The organism is Burkholderia latens, assembly GCF_001718795.1.
In the GTDB taxonomy this organism is placed as follows: domain Bacteria; phylum Pseudomonadota; class Gammaproteobacteria; order Burkholderiales; family Burkholderiaceae; genus Burkholderia; species Burkholderia latens_A.
In genome coordinates, this window is the sequence record NZ_CP013435.1 from 1,925,905 (window position 1) to 1,943,735 (window position 17,831).

Here is a 17,831-nt window from a genome sequence, read left to right on the forward strand (position 1 = left end):
GCCGTCGCGTTACGACAGCAGTTCGGAAAACGGAATGAAACGCACGGTCTCGCCCGCGCTGATCGCGTGCTGCGGCGGATTGTCGATCAGGCCGTCGCCCCACACCGTCGACGTCAGCACCGCCGAACTCTGGTTCGGGAACAGATCGAGACCGCCGGCCGCATTGATGCGCGCGCGCAGGAATTCGTTGCGCCGGTCGCCCTTGCTCTGCGAGAAGTCCGCGCGCAGCGACAGCGCGCGCGGCGCAACGTCGCGCACGCCGGACAGGCGGAGCAGAAACGGCCGCACGAACAGCAGGAACGTGACGAAACTCGATACCGGGTTGCCGGGCAGCCCGATGAAGTGCGCATCTGCGCGGCCGTCGCCGCGACGCACCGCGCCATACGCGAGCGGCTTGCCGGGCTTCATCGCGATCTGCCACAGCGCGAGCCGCCCTTCGGCCTCGACCGCCGGTTTCACGTGATCTTCGTCGCCGACCGATACGCCGCCGCTCGTCAGGATCACGTCGTGATCGCGTGCGGCTTCGCGCAGCGTATCGCGGGTCGCGGCGAGCGAGTCGGGCACGATCCCGTAGTCGGTCACGTGACAGCCGAGCCGCGCCAGCAGCGCACGCAGCGTGAAGCGGTTCGAGTTGTAGATCGCGCCCGGCTTCAGCGGCTCGCCCGGCATCGTCAATTCGTCGCCGGTGAAGAACACCGCGACGCGAATCCGCCGCGCGACCGGCAACTGCGCGCAACCCACCGACGCGGCAAGACCGAGCGCCTGCGGCGTGAGCCGCGTGCCGGCCGGCAGGATCACCGCCCCCTGGCGGATGTCCGCGCCCTGCGCGGTGATCCACTCGCCGGCTTTCGGCGTGTGCAGGATTTCAACCGCGTCGCCGTCGGCCGCCGTCTGCTCCTGCATCACCACGGCATCGGCGCCCGGCGGCACCGTCGCGCCGGTGAAGATCCGCGCGGCCGTGCCCGCGGCAAGCGGTGCGGCCGGATGACCGGCCGGAATCCGCTGCGACACCGGCAGGCGCCGCTCGCCGTGCAGCAGATCGGCGACACGCACCGCGTAGCCGTCCATCGCACTCGTGTGCATCGGCGGCACGTCGAGCGGCGAGCTTACGTCGGCCGCCAGCACGCGACCGAGCGCATCGAGCGTCGCGACGGTTTCGGTGCCGGGCAGCGGCTGCGCGGCATCGAGCAGCGCCGTGAGCGCCTCGGCGGTCGACAGCATCGGCGCGCGCGGCGCCGCGGGATTCGGGTTCGACATCGATGGAATCGGGGATCGTTGGAGTCAATACGTCATTGTAGCGACGCCGTCGCGCCCACGTGCGATATGGCCGTCATGCGAAAACTGTGATCGGCGCGAACGCGCGGCACCGGCGCCGGTTTCGCAACACGGCTGGCCGCGCGTCAATGGCCAAACGAAACGGCCGGAACCCCGACTCGTTCGACGAATCGGCATTCCGGCCGTCCTGTGCCGCGGGGCTTGCCCGCGGCGGCGCGGTGCAACGTCGTGCGCGCCGATGCGCGGTTATGCGCCCGTATGCGCGGCGATGAAGTTCTTCACCTGCTGCGCGTCGGCCTTCACGACCTCGAAGCGCTGCGGCAGCGCCTCGAGCCCGTCGAACGCGGCCGGACGCTCGGCTTCGCGATCGAGCGCCTCGCGGATCGTCTCGCCGAACTTGATCGGCTGTGCGGTCTCGAGCACGACCATCGGGACGCCCGCATCGAGATGCTCGCGCGCGACCTTCACACCGTCGGCCGTATGCGTATCGATCATCGTGTCGTAGCGCGAGAACACGTCGCGGATCGTTGCGATGCGGTCGGCATGGCTGCTGCGCCCCGACACGAAGCCGAACTCGGCCACGCGCGCGAAATCGCCGCTCGCCGCGAGGTCGAACCCGCCCTTCTCCTCGACGTCGCGGAACAGCTGCATCACGCGCGCCGGATCGCGTCCCAGCAGGTCGAACACGAAACGCTCGAAGTTCGACGCCTTCGAGATGTCCATGCTTGGGCTGCTCGTGTGATACGTGTTCTCGGCGCTGCGCACGCGGTACGCGCCGGTGCGGAAGAACTCGTCGAGCACGTCGTTCTCGTTGGTCGCGACGACCAGCTTCGCGATCGGCAGGCCCATCATCCGCGCGATGTGGCCCGCGCAGACATTGCCGAAGTTGCCCGACGGCACCGTAAACGACACGCGCTCGTCGTTGGATGTCGTCGCCGCGAAATAGCCCTTGAAGTAGTAGACGACCTGCGCGACGACGCGCGCCCAGTTGATCGAGTTCACCGTGCCGATCTTGTGCCGCGCCTTGAATGCGTGATCGTTGGACACGGCCTTCACGATGTCCTGGCAGTCGTCGAACACGCCTTCGACCGCGAGGTTGAAGATGTTCGGATCCTGCAGGCTGAACATCTGCGCGGTCTGGAACGCGCTCATTTTCTTGTGCGGCGACAGCATGAACACACGCACGCCGGCCTTGCCGCGCATCGCGTATTCCGCCGCGCTGCCGGTATCGCCCGACGTCGCGCCGAGGATGTTCAACGCCTCGCCGTGCTTCGCGAGCGTGTATTCGAACAGGTTGCCGAGCAGCTGCATCGCCATGTCCTTGAACGCGAGCGTCGGGCCGTTCGACAGTTCCAGCAGCGACAGCGCCGTGCCGTTCTCGGTGCCGAGCGTCTTCAGCGGCGTGATGTCGGACGCGTTTTCGCCGTGGCGCGTGTTGCTGTAGACGGCGGCGGTGTACGTGCGGCGCGTGATCGCGCGCAGGTCGTCGGCCGGGACGTCGTCGCAGAACTTCGACAGGATCTCGAATGCGAGATCCGCGTACGGCAGCGTGCGCCAGCGCGCGAGCTCGTCGGCCGACACCTTCGGGTACTCGGCCGGCAGGTACAGCCCGCCGTCCTTCGCGAGGCCGCCGAGCAGGATGTCGGAGAACGTATGGCGCTCGCCGATGCCGGCGCCGCGCGTGGAGATGTAGTTCATGTCGTTCCTGGTCCTCAGTTCAGCGCTTCCATGCGCAGCTTCGTTACCTTCGAGACCACCGTCGCCAGGCTCTCGATCTGCGCGATCGCTGCGTTGACGTTCTTCTCGACCGTCTCGTGCGTGATCAGGATGATGTCGGTCTCGCCATTCGCGCCTTCGATCTGCTCGGACTCCTTCTGCAGCAGCGCGTCGATCGAGATGCCCGATTCGGCGAGGATGCGCGTGATGGCGGCAAGCACGCCGGTCTGATCGGCCACGCGCAGACGCAGGTAATAGCCGCTCGTCACTTCGTCGATCGGCAGGATCGGCGTGTTCGACAGGCTGTCCGGCTGGAATGCGAGATGCGGCACACGATGCTCGGGATCGGCCGTGTGCAGGCGCGTGACGTCGACGAGATCCGCGACGACCGCCGACGCGGTCGGCTCCGCGCCCGCGCCCTTGCCGTAGTACAGCGTCGTGCCGACCGCGTCTCCGTGCACGACGACCGCGTTCATCGCACCCTCGACGTTCGCGAGCAGGCGCTTCTCGGGAATCAGCGTCGGGTGCACGCGCAGCTCGATGCCGTTCGCGGCGCGGCGCGCGATGCCGAGCAGCTTGATCCGGTAACCGAGTTCTTCCGCATAGCGGATGTCGGTCGCGTCGAGCTTGCTGATGCCTTCGACGTATGCGCGGTCGAACTGGACCGGCACGCCGAACGCGATCGCGCTCATGATGGTTGCCTTGTGCGCGGCATCGACGCCTTCGATGTCGAAGGTCGGATCGGCTTCCGCGTAGCCGAGCTCCTGCGCGGCCTTCAGCGCCGTCGCGAAGTCGAGGCCGCGGTCGCGCATTTCCGACAGGATGTAGTTCGTCGTGCCGTTGATGATGCCCGCGATGTACTGGATGCGGTTGGCCGTCAGACCTTCGCGCAGCGCCTTGATGATCGGGATGCCGCCGGCGACGGCCGCTTCGAACGCGACCATCACGCCCTTCTCGCGTGCGGCCTCGAAGATCTCCGTGCCGTGCACGGCGAGCAGCGCCTTGTTCGCGGTCACGACGTGCTTGCCGTTCGCGATCGCGCGCAGCACCAGGTCGCGGGCAATGCCCGTGCCGCCGATCATCTCCGCGACGATCGAAATCGACGGATCGTCGACGACCGCGTTGAAGTCATCGGTGATCTGCGCGGTGCCGGCGTGAGCGCCGAGCGCGGCCTGCGCCTTGGCCGGGTTGCGCACCGCAATGCGCGCGATCTCGATGCCGCGCCCCGCGCGTCGCTTGATTTCTTCCTGGTTGCGGTGCAGCACCGTGAAGGTGCCGCTGCCGACGGTGCCGAAGCCCAACAGGCCAACTTTGATCGGTTCCATGCTGCGTGTGATCGATGAGTAAGAATGAATGAATGCCGGGAGGCCCTGTCCGCTCACACCGAGTGGCGTTTGCGGTAGCCGTCGAGGAAGCGCGCGATCCGGTTGATCGAATCGGCCAGATCGTCGAGATTCGGCAGAAAGACCACGCGGAAGTGATCCGGCGCCGCCCAGTTGAAGCCCGTTCCCTGCACAAGCAGCACGCGCTCCTCGAGCAGCAGGTCGAGGATGAACTGCTGGTCGTTCTGGATCGGATAGAGCTTCGGATCGAGGCGCGGGAACATGTACAGCGCGGCCTGCGGCTTCACGCACGTCACGCCGGGAATCGAAGTGAGCATGTCGTATGCGAGTTCGCGCTGCTTGAAAAGGCGCCCGCTCGGCACGATCAGCTCGTTGATGCTCTGGTAGCCGCCGAGCGCGGTCTGGATTGCGAACTGCCCGGGCACGTTCGCGCACAGGCGCATCGAGGACAGGATCCCGAGCCCTTCCAGGTAATCCTTCGCGCGCCGGCGGTTGTCGCCGCCGAGACCCGACACGGCCATCCAGCCCGCGCGGTAGCCGCACGACCGGTAGCTTTTCGACAGGCTGTTGAACGTGACCGTGATCACGTCTTCCGACAGCGAACCCAGCGCGGTGTGCTCGAGGCCGTCGTAGACGATCTTGTCGTAGACCTCGTCGGCGAACACGATCAGCCCGTGCTGGCGCGCGATCTCGAGCAACTCGAGCAACAATTCGTCGGAATAAAGCGCGCCGGTCGGGTTGTTCGGGTTGATCACGACGATCGCCTTGGTGTTCGGCGTGATCTTGCGGCGAATGTCGTCGAGGTCGGGCATCCACGCGTTTTGCTCGTCGCACACGTAGTGCACGGGCGTGCCGCCCGACAGGCTCACGGCGGCCGTCCACAGCGGATAATCGGGCGCGGGGAGCAGCACTTCGTCGCCGTCGTTCAGCAGCGCCTGGGTCGCCATCACGATCAGCTCGGATGCGCCGTTGCCGATGTAGATGTCGTCGAGCCCGACGCCCACGACGCCCTTTTGCTGCGTGTAGTGCATCACGGCCTTGCGCGCGGAGAACACGCCCTTCGAATCCGAATAGCCGGACGACGCCGGCAGGTTGCGGATCATGTCCTGGATGATCTCGTCCGGCGCGTCGAATCCGAACGGCGCGAGGTTGCCGATGTTCAGCTTGATGATGCGGTGGCCTTCTTCCTCGAGGCGCTTTGCGTGCTCGAGCACCGGGCCACGGATGTCGTAGCAGACGTTGAGCAGCTTGTTCGACTTCTGAATCGGTTTCACGACAACACGGTTCCTGGGTTGGCCTTGCGGCCGGGGGACGGGATCAAAACTGGAGAGCGGCCGGTCTGCGCGCGCTGTCTAGACTGGGAAAAAGCGGCGGCCGGACGCGGCTTGTGGCGGCGCACGACGCAAGGGACGCCCGCAGGCGACCAAAAAGTTATAATTTAGCGGATTTTGGCCGACTTTCGCAATGCACCATGGCCGCTCCGGGCCCGCGCCGACAGGCGTCCCGCGCGCGCCGGGCATGAAACCGGCCGCCCGGGCCCGGTTGGCCCATGTCAGACATTCCCCCTACGGAACCGCGGAATACCGATTTGAAACTGCACCAGGACTCGAGCGGCGCGCTCAACACCGTTACCGGCTACGGCCCCGATTATGTCGACGTCAACCTCCAGCGCCACGAAGGAAGTGTCATCGTGCTGCCCGGCGCACCAGTGCGCGATTGGCCCGTGTCGTCGTTCGACGCGCTCGCGCCCGAGCACTTCGCGATGCTGCTCGACCCGGCGCCCGAGCTCGTGATCTTCGGCAGCGGCGCGCGGCTGCGCTTTCCGCATCCGCGACTCGTGGCCGCGCTGACAGCCCGGCGGATCGGCGTCGAAACGATGGATTTCCAGGCCGCGTGCCGCACCTACAACATCCTGATGGCCGAGGGCCGCAAAGTCGCCGCCGCGCTCTTAATTGAACGTTAATCGCCGATGCGGTAAAACTGCGGCCGGCGCCTCGGGTCGATCCCCGGAACATAGCCCGGATCCGACCCGCCCGGCCGCCCGCCGCCCGCGCCAAGCGCCGGCCGCCCGTCACAATAACCAACAGGCTGAAAATCCATGAACGATACGCCGTCGAGGCTACCGCTCAACCGCATCACGTTCGTCCTCCTGCTCGCCGCGCTCGCGATCGTCTGGTTCGCGCCGCTCGGCCTGCGCCATCTGATCCCGAGCGACGAAGGCCGCTACGCGGAAATGGCGCGCGAAATGTTCGTCACCGGCGACTGGATCACGCCGCGCTACAACGGCTACAAGTACTTCGAGAAGCCGCCGCTGCAAACCTGGCTGAACGCGCTGACCTTCGCATGGTTCGGGATCGGCGAATGGCAGGCGCGGCTCTACACGGGCCTCGCGAGTTTCGCCGGCGTGCTGCTCGTCGGCTTCACCGGCGCGCGCCTGTTCAACCCGCTGTCCGGCTTCCTCGCGGCGGTCGTGCTCGCGTGCTCGCCGTACTGGAACCTGATGGGCCACTTCAACGCGCTCGACATGGGGCTCGCGTTCTGGATGGCGGTGTCGCTGTGCGCGCTGCTGCTCGCGCAGCGGCCCGGCCTGCGCGCCGGTGCGGTGCGCGGCTGGATGTGGGCGTGCTGGGCCGGGATGGCGTTCGCCGTGCTGTCCAAGGGCCTCGTCGGGCTGATCCTGCCCGGCGCCGTGCTGGTGCTCTATACACTGATCGCGCGCGACTGGGCGCTATGGAAGCGGCTGTATCTGGTCAGCGGCCTCGTGATCTTCTTCGCGATCGTCACGCCGTGGTTCGTGCTTGTCCAGCAGCGCAACCCGGAGTTCTTCAACTTCTTCTTCATCGTCCAGCAGTTCCGCCGCTACCTGACGCCGGAACAGAATCGTCCGGGCCCGTTCTACTACTTCGTGCCGGTGCTGCTGGTCGGCTTCCTGCCGTGGCTGTCGGTCGCATGGCAGAGCGTGCGCCATGCGGTGCGCATGCCGCGCCAGCCGAACGGATTCTCGCCGATGCTCGTGCTGCTGATCTGGAGCGCGTTCATCTTCCTGTTCTTCAGCGCGTCGCATTCGAAGCTGATCTCGTACGTGCTGCCGGTCGCGCCGGCGCTCGCGCTGATGATCGGCGCGTACCTGCCGCTGATGAGCGCAGAGCAGTTCCGCCGTCACCTGCTCGGCTATCTGGTGTTCTTCGTCGCCGCGGCATTCGGCATCATCGCGCTCGCATACCAGGGCGACGCACGCACACCGAACGCGCTGTACCGCGCGTTCCAGGTCTGGCTTTACGTGGGCCTCGCAGTCGCGGGTGCGCTCACGCTCGCGGCCGCATGGCTGAACCGCCGCGCGGGCGTCGCGGCCGCGATCACCGCATTCGGCGCCGCGTGGCTCGCGTTCGGCACGATCGGCGGCACCGGACACGACGAGTTCGGCCGCTACAGCTCCGGCGCGCTGCTCGCGCCCGCGGTGCGCGCCGAACTCGCGAAGCTGCCGCCGGACACGCCGTTCTACTCGATCGAGATGCTCGATCACACATTCCCGTTCTACATGGGCCACACGACGATCATGGTCCAGCGCAAGGACGAGCTCTCGTTCGGGATTTCGGTCGAGCCGAACAAGTGGATCCCGACCGTCGACCAATGGATCGAACGCTGGAAGCAGGAACCCCATGCGCTCGCGATCATGCCGCCCGGCCAGTACGACTCGCTGGTCCAGCAACACGTGCCGATGCGCGTGATCGCGCGCGACAACCGCCGCGTGATCGTCGAGAAACCGCAATCGTAAGGACGCCCGCCGCATGAATCCCGTTTCGTTCGTCTGCATCATCACCGGCGTGATGCTCAACGCCTGTGCGCAACTTCTGCTGAAAGCCGGCGTCAACGCCGTTGGACACTTCGAATTCAGCCGTGCGAACATCATCCCGGTCGGGTTCAAGATCGCGACCCAGCTGCCGATCATCGGCGGTCTCGGCTGCTACGTGCTGAGCGTCGTCGTCTGGATCCTCGGGCTGTCGCGGGTCGACGTGTCGATCGCGTACCCGATGCTGTCGCTCGGCTACGTAGTCAATGCGTTCGCCGCGTGGTACCTGTTCGGCGAAGTGCTGTCGGTGCAGCGGCTCGTCGGCATCGGGATCATCCTGATCGGCGTGCTCGTGCTGGCGCGCAGCTGAGCGCGCGGCCGGCCCGGTCGCACCGGCGGGCATTAAGCGCCCGCCTACAAAAAATCACGGTACGAAACGCTCAACCGGTGTTTAATGCCGGTTTCGGGCCGGATCGCCCGCCCCTTTATTACCAGCCATTACAGGCAAACCGCATTCATGAGCCAGACTACCGCTCCGTTTTTGCCGTTCACCCGCCCGGAGATCGATGAGGAAACCATCCAGGGCGTCGTCGAAGTGCTGCGCTCGGGCTGGATCACCACCGGCCCGCAGAACCAGAAGTTCGAAGCCGCGCTGTCCGAGTATTGCGGCGGCCGGCCGGTGCGCGCGTTCAACTCCGGCACGTGCACGCTCGAGATCGGCCTGCGCATCGCAGGCGTGGGCCCCGGCGACGAAGTGATCACGACGCCCGCCACGTGGGTGTCGACCAGCAACGTAATCCTCGAAACCGGCGCGACGCCGGTGTTCGCCGACATCGACCCGGTCACGCGCAACATCGACCTCGACAAGCTCGAGCAGGCGATCACGCCGCGCACGAAGGCGATCATCCCGGTCTACCTGGCCGGCCTGCCGGTGGACATGGACCGCCTGTACGCGATCGCGCGCGCCCGCAACCTGCGCGTGATCGAGGACGCGGCCCAGGCGCTCGGCTCGACGTGGAAAGGCCAACGCATCGGCGCAATCGGCGACATCGTGTCGTTCAGCTTCCACGCGAACAAGAACCTGACGACGATCGAAGGCGGCGCACTCGTGCTGAACGACGACGCCGAAGCGGCGCTCGCGCAGAAGTACCGGCTGCAGGGCATCACGCGCACCGGCTTCGACGGGATGGACTGCGACGTGCTCGGCGGCAAGTACAACATGACCGACGTCGCCGCGCGCGTCGGTCTCGGCCAGCTGCCGCACCTCGAGCGCTTCACCGCGCAGCGCCGCGCGCTCGCGCGCGCGTATTTCGCGGCCCTCGGCGGCGGCCCGGCCGTGAAGCTCGGGCTCGGGTTGCCGGTCGCCGATTTCGAGAACGGCAACTGGCACATGTTCCAGGTCACGCTGCCGCTCGAACGGCTGTCGATCTCGCGCGCGGACTTCATGGCGCAGATGAAGGAGCGCGGCATCGGCACGGGCGTCCACTACCCGGCCATCCACCTTTTCACGCTGTATCGCGCGCGCGGCTTCAGGGAGGGCATGTTCCCCCACGCCGAGCGGTACGGCGCCTCGACCGTCACGCTGCCGCTGTTCACGCAGATGACGGAAGACGATGTGCGTCGCGTAGCCGACGCCATCAATCAGATTTGCGAACAATACGGAAAATAAGCGTACATGAATCACCTTGAAGCACGCGCCGGGCATCCGGGCGCCGCGAACCCGGAGGTTTCGGTCATCATCCCCGTGTACAACGAGGAAGACGGCCTGGCTGCGCTGTTCGCGCGGCTGTACCCGGCACTCGACGCACTCGGCACGTCATACGAAGTGATCCTGATCAACGACGGCAGCCGCGACCGCTCGGCCGCGATGCTCGCGGACCAGTTCCACGTGCGTCCCGACACGACGCGCGTCGTGCTGCTCAACGGCAACTACGGCCAGCACATGGCGATCCTCGCCGGCTTCGCGCAGTCGCGCGGCGAGATCGTGATCACGCTCGACGCCGACCTGCAGAACCCGCCCGAGGAGATCGGCAAGCTGATCGCGAAGATGCGCGAAGGCTACGACTACGTCGGCTCGATCCGCAAGCAGCGGCAGGACAGCCTGTGGCGCCGCAAGGCATCGCAGATGATGAACCGGCTGCGCGAGCGCATCACGCGTATCAAGATGACCGACCAGGGCTGCATGCTGCGCGCGTACAGCCGCCGCATCATCGACACGATCAACGTGTGCGGCGAAGTCAACACGTTCATCCCCGCGCTCGCCTACACGTTCGCGCAGAACCCGACCGAAATCGAGGTCGCGCACGAGGAGCGCTTCGCGGGCCAGTCGAAGTATTCGCTGTACAGCCTGATCCGGCTGAACTTCGATCTGGTGACCGGCTTCTCGGTCGTGCCGCTGCAGTGGCTGTCGTTCATCGGCGTGATCCTGTCGCTCGGCTCCGCGGCGCTGTTCGTGCTGCTGCTCGTGCGCCGCTTCATCGTCGGCGCGGAAGTGCAAGGCGTGTTCACGCTGTTCGCGATCACGTTCTTCCTGCTCGGCGTGATCATCTTCGCGCTCGGGCTGCTCGGCGAATACGTCGGCCGCATCTACCAGCAGGTGCGTGCACGGCCGCGCTACCTGATTCAGGCAGTGCTCGAGCAGCACGAAGGCGTGCCGCCGGTGCCGGCTGCCGCGAACCGCGCGGGAGCCGCGCAATGAAGCCGCGCGCGGTCGTCTTCGCGTATCACAACGTCGGCGTGCGCTGCCTGCAGGTGCTGCTGGCACGCGGCGTCGACGTCGCACTCGTCGTCACGCACGAGGACAACCCGAACGAGAACATCTGGTTCGGCAGCGTCGCATCGGTGGCCGCCGAGCACGGGATCCCGGTCGTCACGCCGGCCGATCCCGCCGATCCCGCGCTGCGCCGCGCCGTGTCCGACGCGCAGCCCGACTTCATCTTCTCGTTCTACTACCGCCACATGCTGCCGGCGGACCTGCTCGCCATCGCACCGCGCGGCGCGTACAACATGCACGGGTCGCTGCTGCCGAAATACCGGGGTCGGGTTCCGACCAACTGGGCCGTGCTGAACGGCGAAACGGAAACCGGCGCGACGCTGCACGAAATGGCCGCGAAGCCGGACGCCGGCGCGATCGTCGGCCAGACCGCCGTGCCGATCCTGCCGGACGACACCGCGGCGCAGGTATTCGACAAGGTGACGGTGGCGGCCGAACAGACGCTCTGGCGCGTGCTGCCCGCGCTGCTCGCGGGCGACGCGCCGCATCTGCCTAACGACCTCGCGAACGGCAGCTACTACGGCGGACGCAAGCCGGAGGACGGCCGCATCGACTGGACGAAGCCGGCCGCGCAGGTCTACAACCTGGTGCGCGCGGTCGCCCCGCCGTATCCGGGCGCGTTCACCGACATCGGCGGCACGCGGTTCGTAGTCGCCCGCGCGCGCGTCGCGGCACCCGGCAGCGCCGCCGCCGCGGCTGCGGCGGATTTGCCGCCCGGCCTGCACGTAAGCGATAATGCGCTATTCGGCGTCTGCGGCGACAGCCGCGCCCTATCCATTCTCGAGCTGTGGCAGCAGCGCGACGGCGGCGAAACCGTCGTGACGCCCGCGGAATTCGCGCAGTTCATTCATTCTTCCCGTCATTCATGAAAGCAAAAAAAGTCCTGATCCTGGGTGTGAACGGCTTCATCGGTCATCACCTGTCGAAACGCATTCTTGAAACCACCGATTGGGAAGTGTTCGGCATGGACATGCAGACCGACCGGTTGGGCGACCTCGTCAACCACGAGCGGATGCATTTCTTCGAAGGCGACATCACGATCAACAAGGAGTGGGTCGAGTATCACGTGAAGAAGTGCGACGTGATCCTGCCGCTCGTCGCGATCGCGACGCCGGCCACCTACGTCCAGCAGCCGCTGCGCGTGTTCGAACTCGACTTCGAGGCGAACCTGCCGATCGTGCGCTCGGCCGTCAAGTACGGCAAGCACCTCGTGTTTCCGTCGACCTCCGAGGTCTACGGCATGTGCTCGGACGAGCAGTTCGACCCGGACGCGTCGGCGCTCACGTACGGCCCGATCAACAAGCCGCGCTGGATCTACGCATGCTCGAAGCAGCTGATGGACCGCGTGATCTGGGGCTACGGGATGGAAGGCCTGAACTTCACGCTGTTCCGTCCGTTCAACTGGATCGGCCCGGGCCTCGACTCGATCTACACGCCGAAGGAAGGCAGCTCGCGCGTGGTCACGCAGTTCCTCGGCCACATCGTGCGCGGCGAGAACATCAGCCTCGTCGACGGCGGCTCGCAAAAGCGCGCGTTCACCGACATCGACGACGGCATCAGCGCGCTGATGAAGATCATCGACAACAAGAACGGCGTCGCGTCGGGCAAGATCTACAACATCGGCAATCCGAAGAACAACTTCTCGGTTCGCGAGCTCGCGCACAAGATGCTCGAACTGGCCGCCGAATTCCCGGAATACGCGGATTCCGCAAAACAGGTGAAGCTCGTCGAGACGACCTCCGGCGCGTACTACGGCAACGGTTACCAGGACGTGCAGAACCGCGTGCCGAAGATCGACAACACGATGCAGGAGCTCGCGTGGGCGCCGCAATCGACGTTCGACGACGCACTGCGCAAGATCTTCGAAGCGTATCGCGGCCATGTCGCCGACGCACGCGCGCTCGTCGAACAGCAGAACTGACGGGACGCTCGCTTGGCTCGTATCGTCCTCAAGATCGACGTCGACACGCTGCGCGGCACGCGCGAAGGCGTGCCGAATCTCGCGCGCATCTTCGATCGCTTCAATGCGCGCGCGACCTTCCTCTTCAGCCTCGGGCCCGACCACACGGGCTGGGCGCTGCGGCGCGTGTTCCGCCCCGGCTTCCTGAAGAAGGTGTCGCGCACGTCGGTGGTCGAGCATTACGGCGTGAAGCAGCTGATGTACGGCGTGCTGCTGCCAGGCCCCGACATCGGCCGGCGCGCGATCGCCGACATGCGCGCGATTCACGAGGCCGGCTTCGAATGCGGAATCCATACGTGGGATCACGTGTACTGGCAGGACAACGTGCGCGCACGCGATCGCGACTGGACCGCGCGTGAGATGCAGAAGAGCCACGCGCGCTTTGTCGACGTCTTCGGCGCGCCGCCCGTCACGCACGGCGCGGCCGGCTGGCAGATGAACGACGCCGCGTTCGAGCAGATCGACGCATGGGGGATGCGCTACGCATCCGACGGCCGCGGCCATTCGCCGTACCTGCCCGTCGTCGGCGGCCGCACACTGTCGCACGTGCAGATGCCGACCACGCTGCCGACGCTCGACGAGGTGCTCGGCATCGACGGCATCGACACGCACAACGTCGCAGCGCACATCCTGAAGTTCACCGAAACCAACCCGCACGACCAGGTATTCACGCTGCATGCGGAACTGGAAGGCCAGAAGCTCGCGCCGGTGTTCGAGCAATTGCTCGCGGGATGGCGCGCGCAGGGCCATACGTTTGCGACGATGGGCGACTATCACGCGACGCTGGACCGCGACACGCTGCCATCGTACCCTGTCGCGTGGGGCGAAATCCCCGGCCGCTCCGGCGAACTGATCGTCCAGCCCGACTGACGTTCGCGCGCAGGCGCCGCCTGCCCCGCCCTTGCGGCGTGCCGCCGCGACGCCCTACCGAACCGCGCCGCCCGAGCGGCGCCTTTCCATAACAACAGGAGAAGCACGTGTCCGTCGAAGTTGACCGTCAAGTTCCCGATTTCACCGCAGCTGCCACGGGCGGCGACATTTCGCTGTCCGACCTGAAGGGCAAGAAGCTCGTGCTGTATTTCTATCCGAAGGACAACACGCCGGGCTGCACGACCGAAGGCCTGCAGTTCCGCGATCTGTATCCGAAGTTCAAGAAGGCCGGCGCCGAAGTGATTGGCGTGTCGCGCGACAGCCTGCGCTCGCATGACAATTTCAAGGCGAAGCTCGAGCTGCCGTTTCCGCTGATTTCCGATGCCGACGAAGCGTTGTGCGCGCTGTTCGATGTCATCAAGATGAAGAAAATGTATGGCAAGGAAGTGCGCGGAATCGAACGTTCGACGTTCCTGATCGACGCCGACGGCGTGCTTCGCCACGCATGGCGCGGCATCAAGGTACCCGGCCACGTGGACGACGTGCTTAAGGCTGTACAAGCGCTTTGAGGCGCGTTATATTGGGCCGCAATGAATGCCAGTTCGCCCCATATTTCTCGTAGCTGCGCCGGTGCCCGTTGCGATGCTTTCCGGCACCTGACGCGCATCACGACGGTATCAGCCGAGCCGCATGTCCCGGTCCACGGGGCAGCGGCTTTTTTTATGGACTGCGCGCCGGCTCTCGGTCCGGCCCTCACCTCGTCAAGGAGCTGACCGACACTTAGGCGAACCGGCTAGACGAAATTCCTGTGCGCCACCGCGCGCAAACTGCATGCGTCTACGTCACGCAGGATGCGATCAGCGGCGCACTTCATGCGACACGATTCCTCCCGAGGGACACCATGCCTTTGCCTACCCCCCCCAGCAAGCTCGGCAGCCTGCTGCCGCCCGATGAATACAAGGCGAAAGCGCGGCCCGCGAAAGCCGCGAAGAAATCCGCCGAAGGGGACGCATCCACAGCCGGCGACTTCGGCCCGGCGAGCGTGGCCCAACCGATGACCGAAGCCGCGAACACGGCCGCGCCGCTGCGCGCCGTCGCCTCGCCGGCACCGGAAGCCGCGGGCACGTCCGCACGCGGCCGCAAGACCAGACAAACCGCCGCGTTGCTGCAGCCGATCCCGGCGCCTGCCGAACCCGCAATGACCGCGCCCCCCGTCGTCGCGCGCAATGACAAGCCCGCCGCGAGCAAGCCGTCCGCCGCGACGCCTGCGCGCGACGCCGGCGCCGCGACGAAGTCGCGCAACCGCAAGCCGGCCGAAGCCGAACTGCAGAAGCTGTTCGTGCTCGACACGAACGTGCTGATGCACGATCCGAGCAGCCTCTTCCGCTTCGAGGAACATGACGTCTATCTGCCGATGATGACGCTCGAGGAACTCGACAATCACAAGAAGGGGATGTCCGAAGTCGCGCGCAACGCGCGCCAGGTGAGCCGCACGCTCGACGCGCTGGTCGCTGACGGCGGCCCGATCTCGGCCGGCATTCCGCTGTCGCGCCTTGGCAGCCGCGAGGCGCTCGGCCGCTTGTACTTCCAGACGAAGCTGGCCGACATCGCGCCGGTCGAAGGCCTGCCCGAAGGCAAGGCCGACAACCAGATCCTCGGCGTCGTGCGCGCGCTGCAGCGCGACCGGCCGGACCGCCAGGTCGTGCTGGTGTCGAAAGACATCAACATGCGGATCAAGGCGCACGCGCTCGGCCTGCCCGCGGAAGACTACTTCAACGACCAGGTACTCGAGGACAAGGACCTCCTCTACACGGGCGTGCGCGAACTCCCGCAGGACTTCTGGACCAAGCACGCGAAGGGGATGGAGAGCTGGCAGGACACGAAGACGGGCACGACGTACTACCGCGTGACGGGCCCGCTCGTCGCGTCGATGCTCGTCAACGAGTTCGTCTACCTCGAGCCGCAGAACGGCGAACCGGCATTCCATGCGATCGTTCGCGAGCTGAACGGCAAGACGGCGCTGCTGCAGACGCTGCGTGACTACAGTCACCACAAGAACAACGTGTGGGGCATCACCGCGCGCAACCGCGAACAGAACTTCGCGCTGAACCTGCTGATGAACCCGGAAATCGACTTCGTCACGCTGCTCGGCCAGGCCGGCACCGGCAAGACGCTCGTCGCGCTCGCGGCCGGGCTCGCGCAGGTGCTTGACGACAAGCGCTACAACGAAATCATCGTGACGCGCGCGACCGTGCCCGTCGGCGAGGACATCGGCTTCCTGCCCGGCACCGAGGAAGAGAAGATGCAGCCGTGGATGGGCGCATTCGACGACAACCTCGAAGTGCTGCAAAAGACTGACGACGCCGCCGGCGAATGGGGGCGTGCGGCAACGCAGGAACTGATCCGTTCGCGCCTGAAGGTGAAGAGCATGAACTTCATGCGCGGCCGCACGTTCGTCGACAAGTACCTGATCATCGACGAAGCGCAAAACCTGACGCCCAAACAGATGAAGACGCTCGTGACGCGCGCGGGCCCGGGCACGAAGATAGTGTGCCTCGGCAACATCGCGCAGATCGATACGCCTTACCTGACCGAAGGCAGCTCGGGCCTGACGTACGTCGTCGACCGCTTCAAGGGCTGGGGCCACAGCGGCCACGTGACGCTCGCGCGCGGCGAACGCTCGCGGCTGGCCGACTACGCGTCGGACATCCTGTAACGCGCAGGCCCGGCCGGTCGGCCGGCTTTCGACGCCACGCGGCGCTCCGTTTCCGGAGCGCCGTTTTTATTTGGGGTCGAAGAAAAAGGTGATGCTGTGTCACGCAACAATGCAGTTTACGCGCGAAACTTCAAGTAAATTCTCAGGAATGGTTGCGTAAGCCCCGCCGGAACGTCTACCATCTGGTCTGTCTGTCGTCATACGATTCGCACGCGCCGCGCGCGTCCGCCTTGTCATGCTTCGAATCTGGGTTCCCGTCGCCGTCGTTTCACTGCTTGCGGCCTGCTCCAGCGTGCCGCCGCAGTCGGCATCGCACACCTCCGGCACGAAGATCACGACACCGCGCGCGTTCCCCCCTCCAGCCAATTTCCCGAAGTTCGTCGACCACAGCGTCGGCCAGGAAGAAATCTCGATCCAGGCGATGAGCCTCGTCGGCGTCCCGTATCGCTGGGGCGGCAACACGCCGACCAGCGGCTTCGATTGCAGCGGGCTGGTGCGTTACGTGATCGGGCGCGCGGCCGACGTGAACCTGCCGCGCACGACCGCCGACATGAGCAGCCGCGGCGTATCGATCGAGCCCGACGAAATCGCGCCGGGCGACCTGATCTTCTTCAACACGACCGGGCGGCCGCATTCGCACGTCGGCATCTACGTCGGCAAGCTGCGCTTCGTCAACGCGCCGTCGACCGGCGGCACCGTGCGGCTCGACTATCTGACGAATCCGTACTGGGCGAAGCGCTTCGACGGCATTCGCCGCGTCGCGCCGCCACGCTCGACGCCGACACCGTTCGACGCCCCGACTTACGAGGCGAAGCGCGACGAGCCGCGCAATCCGTCTGCCGTTGCGGTTGCGCCCGCGGCGGCAGTCGTAGCCACCGCCGCCGCGGCGCGGCAGTCTGCCTATGTGCCGTCGCCGACAAGAGCGGCGCCGGCGCCGGTCACGCGGCCTGCGCCGGTCGTAACGGCTGCCGCAGCCGCGCCTTCGGCACCGGCCGCCGATGCGTACGAACCGCCGCCGCGGATGCAGGCAGCGTTGCAGCAGCCCGCATCGGAAAATGACGCGCTGCCCGCAATAACGACCAATACAGCCTCGGCTGCCGCTACGGAAGTCGGCACGCCGATTCCGACGACGGCGCTGACGGCCGCCGAGGCTGCGGCCTTCGATGCCGAACCGCCGGCAGCCGCCACGCCTGCGCCTGCGCCTGCGCGCAGTATCGAGCCGCCGCCGGTGCGGGTATTGCGTGCGTCGACGCAATCCGCGCCCGCCAGCCCGCACACCGGCACGGCAGACGATCCGATCGCGCGGTTCGCGAACGGCAGTTACTGACCGGTCATCCGATCCGAATCCCGGCCGTCACGACGTCGACGGCATTTGCCGCCCTGCTTCC

15 protein-coding genes are annotated in these 17,831 nt (G+C 66.3%); 11 read left to right on the forward strand and 4 right to left on the reverse strand.

From position 1 onward, the window contains the following. Positions 1-9: 9 nt before the first annotated feature. From glp to WK25_RS08990, 4 genes are all read right to left on the reverse strand, one after another. Positions 10-1,257: a gephyrin-like molybdotransferase Glp gene (glp, locus tag WK25_RS08975; RefSeq protein WP_059547607.1), complete on the reverse strand. Its 1,248-nt coding sequence runs from the start codon at positions 1,255-1,257 to the stop codon at positions 10-12. Positions 1,258-1,521: 264 nt separating this feature from the next. Continuing rightward, positions 1,522-2,973 (reverse strand): threonine synthase, encoded by a 1,452-nt coding sequence (thrC, locus tag WK25_RS08980; RefSeq protein WP_069241458.1) that lies wholly within the window; start codon positions 2,971-2,973, stop codon positions 1,522-1,524. Between the two features lie 14 nt (positions 2,974-2,987). Further along, positions 2,988-4,316: a homoserine dehydrogenase gene (locus WK25_RS08985; RefSeq protein ID WP_069241459.1), complete on the reverse strand. Its 1,329-nt coding sequence runs from the start codon at positions 4,314-4,316 to the stop codon at positions 2,988-2,990. 53 nt (positions 4,317-4,369) lie between these two features. Further along, positions 4,370-5,608 (reverse strand): pyridoxal phosphate-dependent aminotransferase, encoded by a 1,239-nt coding sequence (locus tag WK25_RS08990; protein WP_040144318.1) that lies wholly within the window; start codon positions 5,606-5,608, stop codon positions 4,370-4,372. Positions 5,609-5,922: 314 nt separating this feature from the next. On the opposite strand from WK25_RS08990, the gene WK25_RS08995 reads away from it, so the two are divergent. The 11 genes from WK25_RS08995 (at position 5,923) to WK25_RS09045 (ending at position 17,770) form a co-directional block, all read left to right on the forward strand. After that, positions 5,923-6,297: an Mth938-like domain-containing protein gene (locus WK25_RS08995; protein WP_040144319.1), complete on the forward strand. Its 375-nt coding sequence runs from the start codon at positions 5,923-5,925 to the stop codon at positions 6,295-6,297. A gap of 135 nt (positions 6,298-6,432) precedes the next feature. Continuing rightward, positions 6,433-8,109 (forward strand): glycosyltransferase family 39 protein, encoded by a 1,677-nt coding sequence (locus tag WK25_RS09000; protein ID WP_040144320.1) that lies wholly within the window; start codon positions 6,433-6,435, stop codon positions 8,107-8,109. A gap of 13 nt (positions 8,110-8,122) precedes the next feature. Next, positions 8,123-8,494 carry an EamA family transporter gene (locus WK25_RS09005; RefSeq protein WP_040144321.1) on the forward strand — a complete coding sequence of 124 codons (372 nt, stop codon included), beginning with the start codon at positions 8,123-8,125 and terminating at the stop codon, positions 8,492-8,494. Positions 8,495-8,641: 147 nt separating this feature from the next. Further along, positions 8,642-9,793, forward strand: coding sequence for a DegT/DnrJ/EryC1/StrS family aminotransferase (locus WK25_RS09010; protein ID WP_069241460.1), 1,152 nt, complete (start codon positions 8,642-8,644; stop codon positions 9,791-9,793). A gap of 6 nt (positions 9,794-9,799) precedes the next feature. Then, positions 9,800-10,822 (forward strand): glycosyltransferase, encoded by a 1,023-nt coding sequence (locus tag WK25_RS09015; RefSeq protein ID WP_069241461.1) that lies wholly within the window; start codon positions 9,800-9,802, stop codon positions 10,820-10,822. Next, positions 10,819-11,766, forward strand: a complete 948-nt coding sequence (locus tag WK25_RS09020; RefSeq protein WP_040144324.1) for a formyltransferase — start codon at positions 10,819-10,821, stop codon at positions 11,764-11,766. Before WK25_RS09015 ends, WK25_RS09020 begins: the two co-directional genes overlap by 4 nt. After that, entirely contained in the window at positions 11,763-12,818 is a 1,056-nt protein-coding gene (locus WK25_RS09025) for a bifunctional UDP-4-keto-pentose/UDP-xylose synthase (protein ID WP_059547613.1), read from the forward strand. The genes WK25_RS09020 and WK25_RS09025 overlap by 4 nt, the downstream gene beginning before the upstream one ends. 12 nt (positions 12,819-12,830) lie before the next feature. Next, entirely contained in the window at positions 12,831-13,727 is an 897-nt protein-coding gene (locus tag WK25_RS09030) for a polysaccharide deacetylase family protein (protein WP_040144325.1), read from the forward strand. Positions 13,728-13,834: 107 nt separating this feature from the next. After that, entirely contained in the window at positions 13,835-14,296 is a 462-nt protein-coding gene (locus tag WK25_RS09035) for a peroxiredoxin (protein WP_040144326.1), read from the forward strand. A gap of 332 nt (positions 14,297-14,628) precedes the next feature. After that, entirely contained in the window at positions 14,629-16,443 is a 1,815-nt protein-coding gene (locus tag WK25_RS09040) for a PhoH family protein (protein WP_040144327.1), read from the forward strand. Positions 16,444-16,678: 235 nt separating this feature from the next. Next, the gene (locus WK25_RS09045; RefSeq protein ID WP_069241462.1) at positions 16,679-17,770 is read left to right on the forward strand and encodes a C40 family peptidase; all 1,092 of its coding nucleotides are present in this window, start codon (positions 16,679-16,681) and stop codon (positions 17,768-17,770) included. Positions 17,771-17,831: the final 61 nt, after the last annotated feature.

Coding starts and splice junctions, on each gene's coding strand:
- WK25_RS08985 (WP_069241459.1), bottom strand. CDS start 4,316: ATGGAACCGATCAAAGTTGGCCTGTTGGGCTTCGGCACCGTCGGCAGC.
- WK25_RS09025 (WP_059547613.1), top strand. CDS start 11,763: ATGAAAGCAAAAAAAGTCCTGATCCTGGGTGTGAACGGCTTCATCGGT.
- WK25_RS09000 (WP_040144320.1), top strand. CDS start 6,433: ATGAACGATACGCCGTCGAGGCTACCGCTCAACCGCATCACGTTCGTC.
- WK25_RS09010 (WP_069241460.1), top strand. CDS start 8,642: ATGAGCCAGACTACCGCTCCGTTTTTGCCGTTCACCCGCCCGGAGATC.
- WK25_RS09040 (WP_040144327.1), top strand. CDS start 14,629: ATGCCTTTGCCTACCCCCCCCAGCAAGCTCGGCAGCCTGCTGCCGCCC.
- thrC (WP_069241458.1), bottom strand. CDS start 2,973: ATGAACTACATCTCCACGCGCGGCGCCGGCATCGGCGAGCGCCATACG.
- WK25_RS09020 (WP_040144324.1), top strand. CDS start 10,819: ATGAAGCCGCGCGCGGTCGTCTTCGCGTATCACAACGTCGGCGTGCGC.
- WK25_RS09015 (WP_069241461.1), top strand. CDS start 9,800: ATGAATCACCTTGAAGCACGCGCCGGGCATCCGGGCGCCGCGAACCCG.
- WK25_RS09045 (WP_069241462.1), top strand. CDS start 16,679: ATGCTTCGAATCTGGGTTCCCGTCGCCGTCGTTTCACTGCTTGCGGCC.
- WK25_RS09005 (WP_040144321.1), top strand. CDS start 8,123: ATGAATCCCGTTTCGTTCGTCTGCATCATCACCGGCGTGATGCTCAAC.
- glp (WP_059547607.1), bottom strand. CDS start 1,257: ATGTCGAACCCGAATCCCGCGGCGCCGCGCGCGCCGATGCTGTCGACC.